This window comes from Serratia sp. X10, from assembly GCF_017811775.1.
Taxonomy (GTDB): Bacteria; Pseudomonadota; Gammaproteobacteria; order Enterobacterales; family Enterobacteriaceae; genus Serratia; species Serratia ureilytica.
Genome location: NZ_JAEIOH010000001.1, coordinates 703,522 through 720,303 on the forward strand (window position 1 = coordinate 703,522; position 16,782 = coordinate 720,303).

At 61.1% G+C, this 16,782-nt stretch carries 15 protein-coding genes; 9 read left to right on the forward strand and 6 right to left on the reverse strand.

The annotated features are described in order from the left end of the window. The first annotated feature begins 48 nt into the window (after positions 1 to 48). Entirely contained in the window at positions 49 to 1,080 is a 1,032-nt protein-coding gene (locus J9788_RS03640; RefSeq protein ID WP_033650494.1) for a Mal regulon transcriptional regulator MalI, read from the forward strand. Here the strand turns inward: J9788_RS03640 and J9788_RS03645 are convergent. After that, the gene (locus J9788_RS03645; protein WP_033650493.1) at positions 1,077 to 1,958 is read right to left on the reverse strand and encodes a LysR family transcriptional regulator; all 882 of its coding nucleotides are present in this window, start codon (positions 1,956 to 1,958) and stop codon (positions 1,077 to 1,079) included. The genes J9788_RS03640 and J9788_RS03645 overlap by 4 nt on opposite strands. 206 nt (positions 1,959 to 2,164) lie before the next feature. On the opposite strand from J9788_RS03645, the gene blaSRT reads away from it, so the two are divergent. Beyond that, positions 2,165 to 3,301 carry an SRT/SST family class C beta-lactamase gene (gene blaSRT, locus J9788_RS03650; RefSeq protein ID WP_182264543.1) on the forward strand — a complete coding sequence of 379 codons (1,137 nt, stop codon included), beginning with the start codon at positions 2,165 to 2,167 and terminating at the stop codon, positions 3,299 to 3,301. Between the two features lie 28 nt (positions 3,302 to 3,329). Here blaSRT and J9788_RS03655 read toward each other — a convergent pair whose 3' ends face one another. Continuing rightward, on the reverse strand, positions 3,330 to 4,235 hold the full coding sequence (locus tag J9788_RS03655) for a LysR family transcriptional regulator (protein ID WP_046898455.1): 906 nt from the start codon (positions 4,233 to 4,235) through the stop codon (positions 3,330 to 3,332). Positions 4,236 to 4,337: 102 nt separating this feature from the next. Between J9788_RS03655 and J9788_RS03660 the strand changes: the two genes are divergently transcribed. Continuing rightward, positions 4,338 to 5,492 carry a serine hydrolase gene (locus J9788_RS03660; RefSeq protein ID WP_182264542.1) on the forward strand — a complete coding sequence of 385 codons (1,155 nt, stop codon included), beginning with the start codon at positions 4,338 to 4,340 and terminating at the stop codon, positions 5,490 to 5,492. Positions 5,493 to 5,536: 44 nt separating this feature from the next. Here J9788_RS03660 and J9788_RS03665 read toward each other — a convergent pair whose 3' ends face one another. Both J9788_RS03665 and manA read right to left on the reverse strand, forming a co-directional pair. Then, positions 5,537 to 7,069: a YdgA family protein gene (locus J9788_RS03665; protein WP_072627185.1), complete on the reverse strand. Its 1,533-nt coding sequence runs from the start codon at positions 7,067 to 7,069 to the stop codon at positions 5,537 to 5,539. 141 nt (positions 7,070 to 7,210) lie between these two features. Beyond that, complete coding sequence (manA, locus tag J9788_RS03670) at positions 7,211 to 8,389, reverse strand: mannose-6-phosphate isomerase (protein ID WP_046898452.1); 1,179 nt, start codon at positions 8,387 to 8,389, stop codon at positions 7,211 to 7,213. Between the two features lie 472 nt (positions 8,390 to 8,861). On the opposite strand from manA, the gene J9788_RS03675 reads away from it, so the two are divergent. Continuing rightward, positions 8,862 to 9,197, forward strand: coding sequence for a hypothetical protein (locus J9788_RS03675; RefSeq protein WP_227414467.1), 336 nt, complete (start codon positions 8,862 to 8,864; stop codon positions 9,195 to 9,197). 229 nt (positions 9,198 to 9,426) lie between these two features. Further along, entirely contained in the window at positions 9,427 to 10,824 is a 1,398-nt protein-coding gene (gene fumC / locus J9788_RS03680; protein WP_089197008.1) for a class II fumarate hydratase, read from the forward strand. 49 nt (positions 10,825 to 10,873) lie between these two features. Here the strand turns inward: fumC and J9788_RS03685 are convergent, their stop codons facing one another. Then, positions 10,874 to 11,539, reverse strand: coding sequence for a peroxiredoxin-like family protein (locus J9788_RS03685; RefSeq protein ID WP_182264541.1), 666 nt, complete (start codon positions 11,537 to 11,539; stop codon positions 10,874 to 10,876). 102 nt (positions 11,540 to 11,641) lie between these two features. Here J9788_RS03685 and J9788_RS03690 point away from each other — a divergent pair, with 102 nt between their 5' ends. From J9788_RS03690 to J9788_RS03700, 3 genes are all read left to right on the forward strand, one after another. Beyond that, positions 11,642 to 12,532 (forward strand): LysR family transcriptional regulator, encoded by an 891-nt coding sequence (locus J9788_RS03690; protein WP_046898448.1) that lies wholly within the window; start codon positions 11,642 to 11,644, stop codon positions 12,530 to 12,532. A 1-nt stretch (position 12,533) separates the two neighbouring features. Beyond that, positions 12,534 to 13,223 carry a YafY family protein gene (locus tag J9788_RS03695; RefSeq protein WP_182264540.1) on the forward strand — a complete coding sequence of 230 codons (690 nt, stop codon included), beginning with the start codon at positions 12,534 to 12,536 and terminating at the stop codon, positions 13,221 to 13,223. Positions 13,224 to 13,313: 90 nt separating this feature from the next. Next, positions 13,314 to 13,682: a VOC family protein gene (locus J9788_RS03700; RefSeq protein ID WP_028128189.1), complete on the forward strand. Its 369-nt coding sequence runs from the start codon at positions 13,314 to 13,316 to the stop codon at positions 13,680 to 13,682. Here the strand turns inward: J9788_RS03700 and tus are convergent. Further along, positions 13,672 to 14,610 (reverse strand): DNA replication terminus site-binding protein, encoded by a 939-nt coding sequence (tus, locus tag J9788_RS03705; protein WP_046898446.1) that lies wholly within the window; start codon positions 14,608 to 14,610, stop codon positions 13,672 to 13,674. The genes J9788_RS03700 and tus overlap by 11 nt on opposite strands. A gap of 364 nt (positions 14,611 to 14,974) precedes the next feature. Here tus and J9788_RS03710 point away from each other — a divergent pair, with 364 nt between their 5' ends. Continuing rightward, positions 14,975 to 16,771, forward strand: coding sequence for a glycoside hydrolase family 3 protein (locus tag J9788_RS03710; protein WP_182264539.1), 1,797 nt, complete (start codon positions 14,975 to 14,977; stop codon positions 16,769 to 16,771). The last annotated feature ends 11 nt before the right edge of the window (positions 16,772 to 16,782 follow it).

Below are 16,782 nucleotides of genomic sequence, written 5' to 3' on the forward strand. Positions count from 1 at the left end.
CCTTGATCGCTACGGCGCGGGTTGCCCAGGAACGGGTTCGCAGAGACTATGAGCATCAAAAAGATCACCATTACCGATGTGGCGCAACAGGCGGGCGTTTCGGTCACCACGGTTTCCTTGGTATTGAGCGGCAAGGGGCGGATTTCGCCGACCACCGTCGAGAAGGTCAATCAGGCGATAGAGCAGCTGGGTTACGTGCGCAATCGCCAGGCGGCGACGCTGCGCGGCGGTGAATCCGGGGTGATAGGCCTGATCCTGCGCGACATTTGCGAACCTTTTTATGCCGAAATGACCGCCGGGCTGAGCGAAGCGCTGGAGGCGCATGACAAACTGCTGTTTTTAACCCAGAGCGGGCGCGATGGTCAGGGGCTGCAGCGGGCGTTTGACGCGCTGCTGGCGCAGGGCGTCGACGGCATCGTGCTGGCGGGCGGCATTCGCGCGGCGGCCGGGCTGAAGGAAAAGGCGGCCGAGCAGGGCGTGCCGCTGGTGTGCGTGGCGCGCTCCAGCGGTCTCGAGGGCGTGGACGTGGTGCGGCCGGACAATATGCAGGCCGCCAAGCTGGCTACCGAATTTTTGATCAAACGCGGGCACAGCCAGATTGCTTATCTCGGTGGCCAGAGCGACTCGTTGACGCGCGCCGAAAGGTTGGGCGGATTTTGCGCCACGCTGTTGCAGTACGGCCTGCCGTTTCGCAGCGAATGGATCGTCGAGTGCGATTGCCGGCAGCGTGAGGCGGCGGAAGCGGCGGAACAGCTGCTGCGCCACTACCCGAATATCACCGCTGTCGTTTGCCACAAGGCTTCGGTGGCGCTTGGCGCCTATTTTGGCCTGACGCGCAGCGGCCGCAGCATCGGTTCGGACGGGGTCGACGCCTACTACGGCCGGCAGGTGGCGCTGATCGGTTTCGGCGACGTGCCGGAGGCCGAGCTGACCGAACCGCCGCTGACCTTTGTCTCCAGCTCGGCGCGGGAAGTGGGGCGCAGCGCCGCCGCGCGCCTGCTGCAGCGCATCAATGACGCCGATCTGCCCGCGCAGAACGTCATTTTGCCGCCGACGCTGATCCGGCGCGGCTCCGCTTAGTCCCGCCGCTGTTCCTCTTCCGCTTCGCGGCAAATCCAGCCGATAAAAGCCTTCATCGCCGGCGTCAGATCCCGCGATTTCAAATGGGTCAGCCAGTAGGCGCCGAGCGCGGCCTCGGCGGCGAACGGCCGCTGCAGCGCGCCGGCGGCCAGTTCGCGGCGGAACATGCTGACCGGCGCCAGCGCCACGCCGTCGCACTGGAGCGCGCCTTCCACCATCAGCCTCGATGAGTCGAACACCGGGCCGTTGATTCGCCACGGCGTCACCTGCGCAGCCGTGAACCAGCGTTCCCATTCATCCTGGCGGTAAGTGCGCATCAGCAGTTCGTGTTGCAGATCCTGCGGCGTATGCAAGCGCGCGGCGACCGCCGGCGAGCAGAGCACCGTCAGCGGCGCGTCGAACAGCTTGATATTGCGGGTGGCGGGCCATAAACCTTCGCCGAAACGGATGGCGAAATCCATGCCGTCGGCCGACAGATTGACCAGGTTGTTGTGGGTCAGCACCCGCAGATCGATGAACGGATGTGCCGCGCGGAACGCCGCCAGCCGCGGCATCAGCCAGCCGACGGCGAAGGTGCCGACCACCGCCACCGTCAGCACTTCGTGGAAATGCCCGCCTTCGAACTGCTGCAACACCGCCTCGATGCGATCGAAAGCGTCGCTCAACACCGGCAGCAGCGCCTGGCCCTCTTCGGTCAGATCCAACCCGCGCGGCAGGCGGCGGAACAGCTGAATGCCCAGCTGTTCTTCCAGCATGCGCACCTGCTGGCTGACGGCGGCCTGAGTGACGCGCAGCTCCAGACCGGCGCGGGTGAAGTTCAGGTGGCGGGCGGAGGATTCGAACGCCCGCAGGGCGTTGAGGGGAAGTCGGTTGCGCATTGTTAATAGCCATAAGTTTTTCTTTATGCTGGCTGAAATTATTATCGCTTGTCAACCCGGCGGCAAAAACCGATATTTGGCGCGGCTACCGCAAGATTGGCGGAGCCCGTAAAGGAATGACATCATCCATCAGGGAGTGCGCCGTGAGCAACGCCAATAAAAACTTTTGGCCGCGGCCGATGCCCTGCAACCGAAGAGCCTCTATCATGACGAAAATGAACCGCCTGGCGGCCGCGCTGATCGCCGCACTGATCTTGCCGACCGCGCACGCCGCGCAGCAGCAGGATATCGACGCCGTTATTCAGCCACTGATGAAAAAATACGGCGTGCCGGGCATGGCGATCGCCGTATCGGTCGATGGCAAACAGCAGATTTACCCGTATGGCGTCGCCTCGAAGCAGACCGGCAAACCGATCACCGAGCAGACGCTGTTCGAGGTGGGGTCGCTGAGCAAAACCTTCACCGCGACGCTGGCGGTCTATGCGCAGCAGCAGGGCAAGCTGTCGTTCAGCGATCCGGCCAGCCATTATCTGCCTGAGCTGCGCGGCAGCGCCTTCGACGGCGTCAGCCTGCTGAATCTGGCGACCCACACATCCGGCCTGCCGCTGTTCGTGCCGGACGACGTGACCGACAACGCCCAACTGATGGCTTACTACCGGGCCTGGCAGCCTAAACACCCGGCGGGCAGCTACCGCGTCTATTCCAACCTCGGCATCGGCATGTTGGGCATGATCGCCGCCAAGAGCCTCGATCGGCCGTTTATCCAGGCCATGGAGCAGGGCATGCTGCCGGCGTTGGGTATGAGCCACACCTACATTCAGGTGCCGGCGGCGCAGATGGTCAACTATGCCCAGGGTTACAACAAGGACGATAAGCCGGTGCGCGTTAATCCCGGCCCGCTGGACGCTGAATCTTACGGCATCAAATCCAACGCCCGCGATCTGATTCGTTACCTGGACGCCAACCTGCAGCAGGCGAAGGTCGCGCAGCCGTGGCGCGAGGCGCTGGCCGCCACGCACGTCGGCTATTACAAAGCGGGCGCGTTCACGCAGGATCTGATGTGGGAGAACTACACGTACCCGGTGAAACTGTCGCGGCTGATCGAGGGCAACAACGCCGGGATGATCATGAACGGCACGCCGGCCACCGCCATCACGCCGCCGCAGCCGGAGCTGCGCGCCGGTTGGTATAACAAAACCGGTTCGACTGGCGGTTTCTCCACCTACGCGGTGTTTATCCCGGCGAAAAATATCGCCGTGGTGATGCTGGCCAACAAATGGTTCCCGAACGACGATCGGGTCGAGGCGGCTTACCGCATCGTGCAAGCGCTGGATAAGCGCTGATCGTGGGGGCGCCGTCGGGGCGCCCCTGTTACCGGTGCTGTTGCTCTCGCCGCTCGCGCATGAAATCGATAAAGGCGCGCAGCTTGAGCGGCAGATGCCTGCCGGCGGGAAAGTAGATGAAAAATCCCGATGCCTCGCTGGCATACTCCGGCAGCACTTCCACCAGATCGCCCTGCGCCAGTTCCTGCACCACCGTGCCCTGAAAACGTTGCGCGATCCCCAGGCCCGCCAACGCCGCATCCTTGATCAGCCTGTCTTCGTTAAAGATCAAACTGCCGCTGACGTCCAACGCCCGCTCATCGCCGTGCCGACTGAAATACCAGGGCTCCAATTTGCCGCTGCCGGGAAAACGGTAGCGCAGGCAATGGTGTGCGAGCAGATCGTCCGGCGTGGCCGGCGCGCCGCAACGCGTCAGATAATCGGGTGAGGCGACCAGCACCCGGCGCTGGCCGTTGTCGATCGGCACGGCGATCATGTCCTTTTGCAGCATGGCGTGCATGCGAATGCCGGCATCGAAGCTGCCCAGCACCAGATCGGAAAAGCGGTCTTCGGTAAACAGCTCCAGCTGCACTTCGGGATAGCGCCGCTGAAACGCCGCCAGGTGCGGCATCACCAGCAGCGAAGCGGCCAGTTGCGGCAGCGTGATGCGCAGCAGGCCCGCCGGCTGCGCGCCCAGGGCGCGCACGTCGTCCGCCGCTACGTCGATCTGGTTCATCGCCGGCGAGACCTTCTGGTAAAACAGTCGGCCCTCGTCGCTGAGACGCACCGAGCGGCTGGTGCGGTGGAATAAGCGCACCCCCAGCTGATTCTCCAGCGCCTGAATGTTTTGCGACACCGCCGGCGGCGTGACGCCCAGTTGGTTGGCCGCGCGGGTGAAGTTGCCCAGCCGCGCGACGGCTTCGAAATAGGGCAGCAGCTGCAGGAGTGAACTCATCTATCAATAACCTGTGCTTAATGATTCATTAAATTATGCCTTATTTTAATTTATGACGAACGTTTTAGACTGATTTTACTTTCCCTCAGCGAGATAAAAATCATGTCGGCAGAACAACGGGCGTTAACAGAACGGATCGCGGCGATCGATCAACAGGCGATGGCCGAAGGGCGCATCGTCGGCAGCGTGGTGCTGGTGGCGCAGCGGGGTGAAATTTGCTACGCCGGTGCGGCCGGTTATGCCGATCGCGAAGCGCGGCAACCGATGCGGCGAGAAACGCAGTTTCGGCTGTCGTCGGTTTCCAAACCCTATACCACGCTGGCGGCGCTGCGCCTGATTGAACGAGGCAAGCTGAGCCTCGACGATGCGGTCAGCGACTGGCTGCCGTGGTTTACCCCGGCGCTGGCCGACGGCCGGTGCCCGGCGATCCGCATTCGTCATTTGCTGAGCCATACCGCCGGGTTGGACTATCGTCTGAATCAGCCACCGGCGGGGGTGTATCATCGGTTGGGCATTCAGGACGGCGTGGAGCTGTCGACGCTGACGCTGGAGCAAAACCTGCGGCTGTTGGCACAGGCGCCGTTGCTGTCGGAACCGGGCGCGCGCTTCAACTATTCGCTGGCGATCGACGTGCTCGGCGCGGTGCTGGAGCGAGTGACGGGCATGTCGCTGCCGCAGCTGTTTGTCGAATGGGTGGCGCGGCCGCTGGGGCTCGGCAATACCGCGTTCCATGCGACCCATGCCGCTAACCTGGCGACGCCTTATTACAATACGCCGCAGGGGCCGCGGCGCATGCCGGAAGGCGTGCGGATCGCCTTGCCGGAAGGCATGGCGGGGGGAGAAGTGACGTTCTCGCCGGCGCGCGCGCTTAACGTCGGAGCCTATCCCTCCGGCGGCGCGGGCATGGTCGGCGATGCCGACGATGTGCTGAAGCTGGTGGAGGCGCTGCGCAGCGGTGGGCAGGGCATTTTGCAACCGGATACGGTGGCGTTGCTGCGTCACCCGCACGTCGGCGCCGAGGCGCAAACGCAAGGGCCGGGCTGGGGCTTCGGCTTTGGCGGCGCGCTGCTGGTGGATCCAGACGCTGCGCAGACGCCGCAGCATGTCGGTACCCTGACCTGGGGCGGCGTTTACGGCCACAGCTGGTTCTTTGATCCAGAGGCGCAGCTGAGCGTAGTCGTCTTGACCAATACCGCATTTGAGGGCATGTGCGGCCGCTACCCGCAGCAGATCCGCGATGCGGTTTATGCGGCGTAAATAAAAAGGGCCCCGCAGGGGGCCCTTGTTAGGTTTTCAGGCGATTACTGCGCCGGTGCCGGAGCGGGTTCCGCTTCCTGCGCCGGTTCAGCGTCTTCCGCCGGGGCGCCCAGCATGGCGAACTGGCCGATGAACTCCTGCAGCGACATTTTGTTGCCGTTCAGGTCAACCTGATTGTCAGCGTAGTGGAACTTGCTCGCGATCACGCCGTCTTTCTGGGTGGTCAGCTTGAACATCTGACCCATGGCCGCCAGGCCCTGCACTTGCTGCTGCGCCAGTTTCTGCGCGTCTTCCTCATTGTAACCCTGCAACAAGGCGGTCTTCGCGGTCACTTCGGTAGCCATCGCTTCCGGAATGGTCAGGCTGAGATCCAGCTTTTTAACCGCCTGAGCAATCACTTGATCCGGCGACTGTGCCGGGGAGGCGGCCTTGCTCGGATCGGTCATCGCCAGATCCAGCGTGAAGATGCTCTCACCCTTGCTGTTTTTCCAGCTCAGCGGGGCGATGCTGAGGCTTGGGTTGCCTTTCAGCAGCAGCGGCAGGTTCTTTTGCAGCATCTCGGAGGTCTGCTGTTCGTAGACGTCCGGATCCAGGTTCTCGCCCTGCTGCAGCAGCGCCATGGTTTGGCGGTTGTAGCTGTCGGAGAAGTCTTTCAGCGCCTTGCCGTCGACGTTGTCGATTTTCAGCGTCAGTTTACCGGCGCCGAAGTCGTTGCCCTGCACCTTGAGCGCGTCCATGGTGTAATCGATCTGGCCGCCGATATTGCTGCTGCCTTGCTCGCCGAACTTGCTCACCAGATTGAAACCGTCCAACGCCACGGTGTCTTTACCGTCGATCGTCAGTTTGAACTGTTTCAGGGTCATCGTCTGATCGCCGAGCTTCACGCCGAACTTGCTTTCGTTACTGTTGCCTTTCAGGTTGAAGCCCTGGAAGGTGATCTGCTCGTTTTGGCCGAATTCGTTCGGGCTGGCGAACACGATAGTGTCGCTATTGGCGTCCAGCGCGATTTTTTTCAGATCGCGGGACACGTCGGCGTCAATGGTGGCGCCGCTGAATTTCAGCGAAGATTTATCCTTCTGGTAGTCCAGTGGGATAAAGTCGATGGTGGACGCGGTATCGCCGCTGTAGGAGATGCGCGAATCGGCGGTAAACAGCGATTTGCCTTTGGTGGTTTCAAACAGGCCTTTCACCGCCGGGGTGTTTTCCAGCTCGGTATGCACCGACGCCATGCTCGGCAGCAGGTTGAATTTTTTCAGCTGCGCGAACGGGAACGGACCGTGATCGATGGTTTCCAGGAACGCCACTTCTTCACCGGCTTTCAGCGCCGCGTTTTCGCTGGTATCCGTGCCGTCGGAACGCAGCACATAACGCACTTTACTGCTGAACAGGCCGCGCTGGTAATTTTCATAGCTCAGCTTGACGCCGGCTTTCGGCAGGTAGGCTTTCAGTTGGCCGTTGGCGTTGTCGACGACTTCGCCCATGTGCTGCTCGATCTGTTTCCCGGTGTACCAGGATGCCCCGGTCCATGCTGCGCCAAGAACGACAATGACGCTGACAGCGACTAACGATTTTTTCATAGCTCTGTTTCATCCTTTTTTCTTATAACCCTCCGTTGCGAGGGAGGGGGCAAATATGGGCCGACAAAAAACGCCCGCAGGCGTTTAATTGTGGGGGCAGCTCTCGCTTTCAGCAAGCAATTTGCTGAAATTTATCAACGGTTAGGCCAGTTGGTTATAAACCCGGGCGATACGGCCGCTGCCGCTGACGTTGACCGGCGATTCGAAGGCGCCGATAAAGCAGGATTCACCCGGTTTGAGCGTCAGGCGCTGCCCGGATTTTTCCAGCGTCGCTTCGCCACTGACGCAGAACACGATAGCCGCGCTCCGTTGCGCGAGCGCCTGCGGCGCGGCGGTCAAATCGTGCAGCGAGAAGGCGAAATCTTCCACCGGGATCGGGAAGAACAGCTCGTTGCCGCGCCGCTCCGGTTGGGTCAGCAGGCCGGACGCCGGCTGCGGGCGGAACTGCAGGTTGGCCAGCAGCTCGGGCACGTCGATAAATTTCGGCGTCAGGCCGGCGCGCAGCACGTTATCCGAGTTGGCCATCACCTCAAGCGCCACGCCTTTCAGGTAGGCGTGCGGCGTTTCTGCATACAGGAACATCGCCTCGCCCGGCGCGAGCTGCACCACGTTCAGCAGCAGCGGTGAGAACAGACCGCTGTCGTCCGGATAGAAACCGGCGATGAAGCGCACGGTATCCCAGGGTTCACCCTGCTGGTTGTTGAGCGCGGCTTTCAGCACGCCGAGCGCCAGCGACTTTTGCTCGCCGCTCATCGTCAACAGGCTGGCGAACAGGGTAGACAGATGGGCGGTGTCCGGCTGCTGCAGGAAGGTGGCGATATCGTGGTGCGCGCCGGCGATCGGTTGCAGCAGGGAGACGATATCGGCCAGTTCGCGAAAGCCGTTCATCGCCAGGAACGGCGTCAGGGCGAAGACCAGCTCGGGCTTGTGATTGGGATCTTTATAGTTGCGTTCGGCGGCGCTCAGCGGGATGCCGGCGGCGTTCTCTTTCGCGAAGCCGATCTCGGCCGCCGCTTTGCTCGGGTGGACCTGGATCGACAGCGGTTGATCGGCGCAGAGCACCTTAAACAGGAACGGCAACTCGCCAAAGCGGCTGGCGACGTCAGCGCCCAGCTGCTTTGGCTGGTCTTCATCGATAAGAAAGCGCAGCGAACGCAGTGCGCCATCGGCGCCGGGCACGCGGGAAGGGCTCTTGGGATGCGCGCCCATCCACAGTTCGGCCATCGGCTGATTATCCGGGTTGGCGATGCCGTAAAGACGGGTCAGCGCATCGTGGCTGCCCCAGGCGTAATTCTGTACCGCGTTGGTCATTTTTTGCATGTCGATAAACGTCCTTTGCGTCATTGCCGCACTAATGGCAATAACTTACTGATTTTATAAGATTCGCTTCATCTGTGCCGACAACCATCATACGCCCGCGTCGGCAGGAACTGTCATGGGCGCGATCAAAACAACGCCGGATAAGGTTGCGTCCGGTCACGCGGCCAGAGTATAGCGTGATAACGATCGGCGTCTCAAATGGCGCACCGGCCTCAAGAGAGCCCGGCAAATCCGCCAATCGATCGTAGATTGGAGGGAAAGAAATTATTGCCGACAGCGCAGGCTTTCTACGTAATTATTTATTTATCGGCATGTCAAACTATGTCGGCGGAATTTATTTTTTACCTTCTGAGCCATTCTCTTATTATTATTTTTGCGCCAAGTCGGGCGGTCACACGCCGAGCTTAAACCTGAACGACAGACCGCTTTACCGTAGCCGTTAACGAGTCGATTTAACGAAATGAGAGGTCTGTTGCATGAAAAAATGGTGGCTGTTGTTGGGGCTTTGCACCGGGGCGGCCCAGGGGCGGTGATCGTCACCTATCCCTACGTGGCCCCGCGCGCCGTGGTGATAACGCCGGCGCCGATCGTCGTTGCGCCCGCACCGGTCACGCTTCCCGCCGTGACTGCACCCGTGGCGCATCCGCTGGCGCTCACTGCCGGCGCGGTGGCGACCGGGGCGTATCGCCATAATGAACGGCAGGATGCCTACGATGAGAACAATCATTTACAACAGCAGCGGATCGATGAACTCAATCACTTACAGGCGCAGCGCATCAATAATTTTAATTCACGTCACGCGCGTTAATTTTCATCTCCGCGTTTATTATCCCGGTTCTTTCTTCGCCTTTATTTCGGCGCGGGTTAACCGACGGCAAATAACCGCGTCATGAATGGGTAAAAGAGATGAATCGTGCTGTGAGATAACTCTCTTAATGCGAATAGTTATTATGTCACTATACTGGGAATGCGTGCCGACGGGGGGTAGCGCGTCGGCCTAACCCTACAATTTTAGGAATTATGCTAAGGAGACAATGATGGCAGGCGTTCGTATTGAAAAAGACTCCATGGGCCCCATCGAAGTACCGGCCGACAAGCTGTGGGGCGCGCAGACCCAGCGCTCATTGGCGCATTTCCGCATTTCCTCCGAAAAGATGCCGACTGCGCTGATCCATGCGCTGGCGTTGACCAAGCGCGCCGCCGCGCAGGTGAACGTGGACCTGGGGCTGCTGCCGGCCGAGCGGGGCGCCGCCATCATCAACGCTGCCGACGAAGTGCTGGCGGGCAGCCATGCCGACCAGTTCCCGCTGTCCATCTGGCAAACCGGCTCCGGCACTCAGACCAACATGAACATGAACGAAGTGTTGGCCAACCGCGCCAGCGAGCTGCTGGGCGGCGTGCGCGGTGAAGAGCGCAAGGTGCATCCGAACGACGACGTCAATAAAAGTCAGAGCTCCAACGACGTGTTTCCCACCGCGATGCACGTGGCGGCGGTGATTGCGCTGCGCGAGCACCTGATCCCCGAGCTGAAAGTGCTGCACAAGACGCTGAGCGACAAGGCCGAAGCCTACCGCGACATCGTCAAAATCGGCCGCACACACCTGCAGGACGCCACGCCGCTGACCCTGGGCCAGGAAATCTCCGGCTGGGCGGCGATGCTGGCGCACAATCTGAAACACATCGAAGACAGCATCCCGCACATCGCCGAGCTGGCGCTGGGCGGCACGGCGGTCGGCACCGGCCTGAACACCCATCCGGAGTACGCCGTACGCGTCGCTAAAGCGCTGGCGGAGTTGACCCATCAGCCGTTCGTCACCGCGCCGAACAAGTTCGAAGCGTTGGCGACCTGCGATGCGTTGGTGCAGGGGCACGGCGCGCTTAAAGGGCTGGCGGCTTCGCTGATGAAGATCGCCAACGACGTGCGCTGGCTGGCGTCCGGCCCGCGCTGCGGCATCGGCGAGATTTCTATCCCGGAGAACGAGCCGGGCAGTTCCATCATGCCAGGCAAGGTCAACCCGACCCAGTGCGAAGCGATGACCATGCTGTGTGCGCAGGTGCTCGGCAACGACGTGGCGGTGAACATCGGCGGCGCTTCCGGCAACTTCGAGCTGAACGTGTTCCGCCCGATGGTGATCCACAACTACCTGCAGTCGATCCGCCTGCTGGCCGACGGTATGCAGGGCTTCAACGAGCACTGCGCGGTGGGCATCGAACCGAACCGCGATCGCATTACCCAGTTGCTGAATGAATCGCTGATGCTGGTGACGGCGCTCAACACCCATATCGGTTATGACAAAGCGGCGGAAATCGCCAAGAAAGCGCACAAGGAAGGGCTGACGTTGAAAGCCGCAGCGCTGAAGCTCGGCTATCTGACCGAAGCGCAGTTCGATGAATGGGTGCGCCCGGAGGCGATGGTCGGCAGCATGCAGAAGTAACCGCATTCATCACCATCTCTTAACGGGGCGCGTTTGCGCCCCGTCTTTATCAGGCCAATCCTTCCAGCACCGACAACAGCGCCTGCGGCTCCGGCCGCCGGGTGTAATCGGCGTGCGCTTCGGCGTAGACAATACGGCCATCGCGGGCGATGACGAATCGCGCCGGCAGCGGCAGCGTCCAGCTGTCATCCTGGTTAAACTGCGTCAGATCGAGGCCGAGCCGTTGTTGATAGAGGGCGATCAGCGCGTCCGGCAGGCGGTAGCGCAGGCCGAACTGGGCCGCCAGACGATTGCCTGCATCACTGAGCAGCGGAAAGGTGAGAGCGTGATCGCGCGCGGCCTGGCGGTTATGCGCCGCGTTTTGCGGCGAAACTGCCAACAGCTGCGCGCCGCGTTGCGTAATGGCGGGAAGTGTGGCCTGCAGCGCCTGCAGATCGAGCGTGCAGTAGGGGCACCAGATCCCGCGATAGAAACTGACGACCAGCGGTCCCTTTGCCAACAGCGCCGAGGAAGAACATGGCCGGTTTTCGCTGTCCGGCAGGGTAAAGGCGGGCGCGGCGTCGCCGATCGTCAGGGCGCGTTCGGCAATGCCCGACGCGATCTGCGCCTGGATTGCCTCACGCATCAGCGCGTGATCTTGCGCCGCGAGTTTGAACGGCAGTTGGTCGGCTTCGAATGCCGCTTTGAAGGCATCGAGTGTGTCTTGCAGTGTCATGCGTACTCCTGACGGGAATGAGAGGTGCGCTCATCTTGCCCATTCCAGAATGGCGCGTGTAGACTGCAATAAATGCTAACCGTTATTCCATCAAGGAATGTCATGGGCAAATTTGCCGATTACGAAACCTATGCCTGCGTTTACGAGAGCGGCTCCTTCACCGCGGCGGCGCGGCGGCTGCACGTGGGGCAACCGGCGGTCTCGAAAGCGGTGGCGCGTCTGGAACAGCAGCTCGGTACGCGCCTGATGTTGCGTTCGACCCATGGCCTGCAGCCGACGGATGCGGGGCGGCAGCTGTATCAACGCACCCGGCGCATCCTGAACGAGCTGGCGGAGACCGAAGCGCTGGTGCAGAACGCCGGCGAAACGCTGAGCGGCCGGCTGCGGGTGGCTTCGGCGGCGGTGTTCGCCCGTATCGTTCCCTTGCCCGATCTGACGGCGTTCATGCGCGCCAATCCGCGTTTGAACGTCGATCTGCTGTTGGATGACGGCAACCTTTCGCTGATTGAAGAGGGGATCGATATAGCCCTGTGCGTCGGCGAGCTGGAGGATTCCGGCTTTACCGCCCGCAAGCTGGGTGAGGTCAAGCAATGCGTGATCGGCACGCCCGGTTATTTTGCCGCTGCCGGTATGCCGCAGCGACCGGAAGATCTGTTGCAGCACGAGATGGTGATTTACCATCGCCGGGGCGGCGGCGAGCAGTGGCGTTTCAGCCGCGAAGGGGAACAGCGCGCGCTACGGTTGCCGGGGCGCATGCGGGTCAACGCGGCGGAGTGCGTACGCGAGCTGGTGCTGGCGGGCTTTGGCGCCACCGTCGCCAGCGAAGGCATGTTCCGCAGCGAGCTGCAAAGCGGAGCCGCGGTCGCGGCATTAGCGGACTGGCAACTGCCGCCGCTGGCGCTGTGGGCGGTGTTCCCCGGCGGCCATTTCGTCTCGGCCAAGGCGCGGGCCTTTGCCGACTTTGTCCAAACCGCGTTATGCAGGGAGCGATGATATGTCGCGCGCACAACGTTTACTCGATCTGATGCAGCTGCTGCGCAGCCACCGCTATCCGGTGGCGGGCCATGCGTTGGCGCAGACGCTGGGCATCAGCATGCGCACGCTGTACCGCGATATCGCCACGCTGCAGCAGCAGGGAGCGGAGATCGTCGGCGAAGCGGGGCTCGGCTATGTGCTGCGCCCCGGTTTTATGCTGCCGCCGCTGATGTTCTCGCAAGCGGAAATTGAAGCGCTGGTGCTGGGCATGCGCTGGGTCAGCCGCCGCGGCGACAGCCAGTTGGCGAGCGCCGCGGGCCAGGCGCTCGCCAAGATCGCCGACGTACTGCCGACGGCGCTGCGGGAGGAGCTGGAGGCCAACACGCTGCTTATCGCACCGGCTCAGTCGCCGCCGGTGGCGGATGAGATGCGGGTGTTAATCCGTGACAGCATCCGCCGCGAGCGCAAGCTGCATATCGACTATCTCGACCTGGCGGGGCAGCGCAGCGAACGCCTGCTGTGGCCCTTTGCGCTGGGTTTTTTCGATCGGTTCCAGATGCTGGTTGCCTGGTGTGAGTTGCGCCAGGCCTTTCGTCATTTTCGCCTCGATCGCATTCAGGCCGCCACGCCGCTGGAACAGCGTTATCCGCATGGCCGGCGGCGACTGTTGAAAGAGTGGCGGTTGAGCGAAGGCATTGCGGAACAATAACGACACGCTGCTGCCATAAACTGTCAGTCGCCTCCTTTAGTCTGTGCCTATCGGGAACCAACCGGTTCCCATCACCCAGAGGACAGACCGATGACCCTTCCCAGCATGACCCTGCTTTACGTCGATAACCCGCTCAACAGCGCCGCCTTTTATCAACGCCTGCTGGGGCAGGCGCCGGTAGAGCTTTCTCCCGGCTTTGCCCTGTTCGTGCTCAACAACGGCTTCAAGCTCGGGATGTGGGCCAAACAGGGGGTAAAACCCGCTGCCACGCTGACCGGCGGCGGCGGTGAACTGGGCTTTTTATGCCAGGATCCGCAAGAAGTGGAGGCGCGCTATAACCAGTGGCGCGAGCTCGGGCTGCCTATCGAGCAAACGCCAACCGAGATGGAATTCGGCTACACCTTCGTAGCACGGGACCCGGACGGCCATCGCCTGCGGGTATATGCTCTCAGCGAGTAGCGCCGTCGGTATACAGGTGCAGGCGCGGCACCAGCAGCCGCAGCGGCCTGGCGTCGGGTTTGTAGCGATGCTTCACCGCGTCGGCGTCGTAGTTGAGCAGTTCGCCGATCTTCGGCACCGCAGCGCCGCTTTCAACCTGACACAGGGCGATCAGCGGCAGCGGGCAGGGATGCTGCACCTGTTTTTGCTGCTGCTGATACCACACGCGGGCGATCGGCTGCACTTTTACCGGCCGCTTGATTTTCAACGTCGCATGCTGCGGCAGGCGGCTGACATCGTCTATCTCGCGGCTGACCAGAGCGGCCCACTGTTCACGGCTGTGCGGCGGCACCGCGCGGCCGGTTTTCAGGCTTTTCTCCAACTGCGCCAGGATGTCGTCCCGTTTGACGTTTTTGATGATGTGCTTGTTGGCCCAGCCGAAGCGCACCGAGTCGGGATTGGTCAGGGCGGTGAGGGTGCGGTAGGCGCTGAGGGTAATCAGCCCGTGCAAATGGGTGTGCACGAATTCGAAACGCTGCTCCGGCGCCAGGCCGGAATCGACGGTGATAATCTGTTCCAGCTCGCCCTTCAGGCGGTTGATCAGCGCCAGCTGCGTTTGCAGCGCCTGATATTCCGGTTGCTCCACCGCCAGACAGATGACGCCGGGCAGGCGCACGGCGGCCTTGCTGCTGACATTTTCACGGTTATGGTGGATGAAGAGCCGCTGATAGTGTTCCAGCGCCAGATCGCGCGCCGCTTGCCCCACATGCTGCTCGACCGCGATATGCGAAATGGCCTGATGTTCCTGGCCTTTTTCTACCTCCGGCAGGCTGAACACCCGCGCCGCCAGCAGCCGCAGCGGGGTTATCTGCTGCTGCAATGCGCCGAGGGCTTGCTCCAGTTCGGTAAAGCAGGCGTTCATCCGGCCAATCACATCGTATTTGCTCATCATATGCCCCTATTTTAGTTACAACATACTATAGGAGAGTAGCGGACTGGGGGCAACATCGGCAATGGGGCAATATTCGGCTTAACTGCCCGCCCGGCTTACCAGGCGGAAATAGGGCGGGTTGCAGGAAGAATTCTCTCTCGTCTGCCACGCATGCGGGCAAGTGTGACTGTCGAAAATAAACCTGGTCTTCTTATGGTTTTGATTCATTGACGGATTTTTTGCTGTTCGTTTGTCTTCTGTTTAATCCATTTCCCGTTTGCCGTTGTCCAAACGCTGGAACAAACAGAATGGCAGGACGCTATGAGCCCTTGGGGTTATCTTTTCTTCTGTCATTAACGGGTGCTTTAACAGGAGGTTTACTGTGGATATTAAACAGAAAGTCAAAAACATGACGCTGGAAGAGAAGATCGGGCAAAAAATCATGCTGGATTTTCGCTACTGGGATCGGAACGGTAGCAGCAATCAGGATATGACCGTTCCCGATGAAGCCATTGGCAAGCTGATCACCGATAACCATGTGGGTGGGGTGATCCTGTTTGCCAATAATCTGAAAGATAAGCAGCAGATCAATACGTTAACGGCCTGGTATGCCGCGATGAAAACCCACGCCGGCATCCGCCTGTTCATTGGCACGGATAACGAGGGCGGTAACGTTTTCCGGCTGCCGCGCGGCGACTATGCCTCATTCCCCGGCAATATGGCGCTCGCCGCGGCGATTGAGGGCGGCGCCGATAAACAGCTCGCCGTTGAGCAGGGTAAGCTGATGGCCCAGGATATGCGCGCGTTGCATATCAATACCAACTTTGCACCGGTTGTGGACGTCAACACCAACCCGTTCAACCCGGTGATTAACGTTCGCGCCTTTAGCGATGATAATAACGCCGTTGCCCGCCTGGCCGAGAAAATGGTGGCGGGTATGAAGCAGCAAGGGCTTATCACCGCTTACAAACACTTCCCTGGCCATGGCAGCACCTCTACCGACTCGCATACCGGTTTGCCCCGCGTCGATCGCACGCGGGAAGAGGCCTTTGCCATCGATATCGCCCCTTACAAACAGGCCATTGATCGCTGCGCGGCGCCGGATATGGTGATGACTGCGCATATTCAGTACCCCGCGCTGGATAACCGCCAGATCGACACCCGCAGCGGCGAAAAAATCACGGTGCCGGCCACCATGTCGCATGAAATTCAGACCCGCATCCTGCGCGATGAGCTGGGTTATGCCGGCGTAACGATTTCAGATGCGCTGGATATGGGCGCGATTGCCGAGCATTTCAGCCAGCAAGGGGCGGCTGAAAACGTCTTTGCCGCCGGGGTGGATATCGCCCTGATGCCTGTCAGCATCGCTTCACCCTCTCAGGCTAACCTGCTGCCGGACCTGATTCGTTACCTTGCGGATCGGGTGAAAACAGGGCATCTCAGCGAGGCCGATATCGATGCTTCGGTCGAGCGCATTTTGCGCCTCAAATTACGCCATCACCTGATGGGGCATCGCGAGGCCCCTTGTTCCAGCAGCGTTTCGTCCTCAGCGCATAAGCTGGAAAAACGCATCGCCGATCGCTCCATTACCGTGGTCATTAACCGCCACAGCCTGCTGCCGTTGAAAGACAAGGCGCTGCGCTATTTTATCCTGACCCCGTGGGGTGAGCAGGCCAAAGGCATCGCTAACGTGATGGCGCAGGAGGGCTACCAGAACGTCGTTGCCGCGAAGGAAACGGAACTGAGCGATGCCCAAATCAGGGCGCATATTGCCGATTGCGACGTGTTCCTGCTCGGCACGCTTTCGACCCGCTTTACACCTGCCGAGCAGGATGGCGTCGTTACCGCCGCCACCGGATCGGGTAATGACAGCAGCTCTTACCCGGGCTGGTTGAAATACGCCGCCGAGCAGGGGAAAAAACGCGTTCACCTCTCATTGCGCGCGCCTTACGATATCGTGAACTATGCCGCAAACGTGGATGCGGCTGTCGCCACCTATTCTTACTACGGGTATGACAGCGGCGTGTGGCGTGGCCCGTCGATGATCGCTTTGGCGCACGTGCTGACGGGGAAAATCAAACCGCAGGGCAAACTGCCGGTCAACACCTGGCATGACTACGATGAGGAAACCAATACGGGCAAGGTGGCGTTCCCTCGCGGGACGGGGCTGAGCTGGTAATGGGGCAAGCA

Bases quoted from the DNA above. Each gene is read 5' to 3' on its own strand.
- J9788_RS03640 (WP_033650494.1), top strand. From the start codon at position 49: ATGAGCATCAAAAAGATCACCATTACCGATGTGGCGCAACAGGCGGGC.
- J9788_RS03645 (WP_033650493.1), bottom strand. From the start codon at position 1,958: ATGCGCAACCGACTTCCCCTCAACGCCCTGCGGGCGTTCGAATCCTCC.
- blaSRT (WP_182264543.1), top strand. From the start codon at position 2,165: ATGACGAAAATGAACCGCCTGGCGGCCGCGCTGATCGCCGCACTGATC.
- J9788_RS03655 (WP_046898455.1), bottom strand. From the start codon at position 4,235: ATGAGTTCACTCCTGCAGCTGCTGCCCTATTTCGAAGCCGTCGCGCGG.
- J9788_RS03660 (WP_182264542.1), top strand. From the start codon at position 4,338: ATGTCGGCAGAACAACGGGCGTTAACAGAACGGATCGCGGCGATCGAT.
- J9788_RS03665 (WP_072627185.1), bottom strand. From the start codon at position 7,069: ATGAAAAAATCGTTAGTCGCTGTCAGCGTCATTGTCGTTCTTGGCGCA.
- manA (WP_046898452.1), bottom strand. From the start codon at position 8,389: ATGCAAAAAATGACCAACGCGGTACAGAATTACGCCTGGGGCAGCCAC.
- fumC (WP_089197008.1), top strand. From the start codon at position 9,427: ATGGCAGGCGTTCGTATTGAAAAAGACTCCATGGGCCCCATCGAAGTA.
- J9788_RS03685 (WP_182264541.1), bottom strand. From the start codon at position 11,539: ATGACACTGCAAGACACACTCGATGCCTTCAAAGCGGCATTCGAAGCC.
- J9788_RS03690 (WP_046898448.1), top strand. From the start codon at position 11,642: ATGGGCAAATTTGCCGATTACGAAACCTATGCCTGCGTTTACGAGAGC.
- J9788_RS03695 (WP_182264540.1), top strand. From the start codon at position 12,534: ATGTCGCGCGCACAACGTTTACTCGATCTGATGCAGCTGCTGCGCAGC.
- J9788_RS03700 (WP_028128189.1), top strand. From the start codon at position 13,314: ATGACCCTTCCCAGCATGACCCTGCTTTACGTCGATAACCCGCTCAAC.
- tus (WP_046898446.1), bottom strand. From the start codon at position 14,610: ATGAGCAAATACGATGTGATTGGCCGGATGAACGCCTGCTTTACCGAA.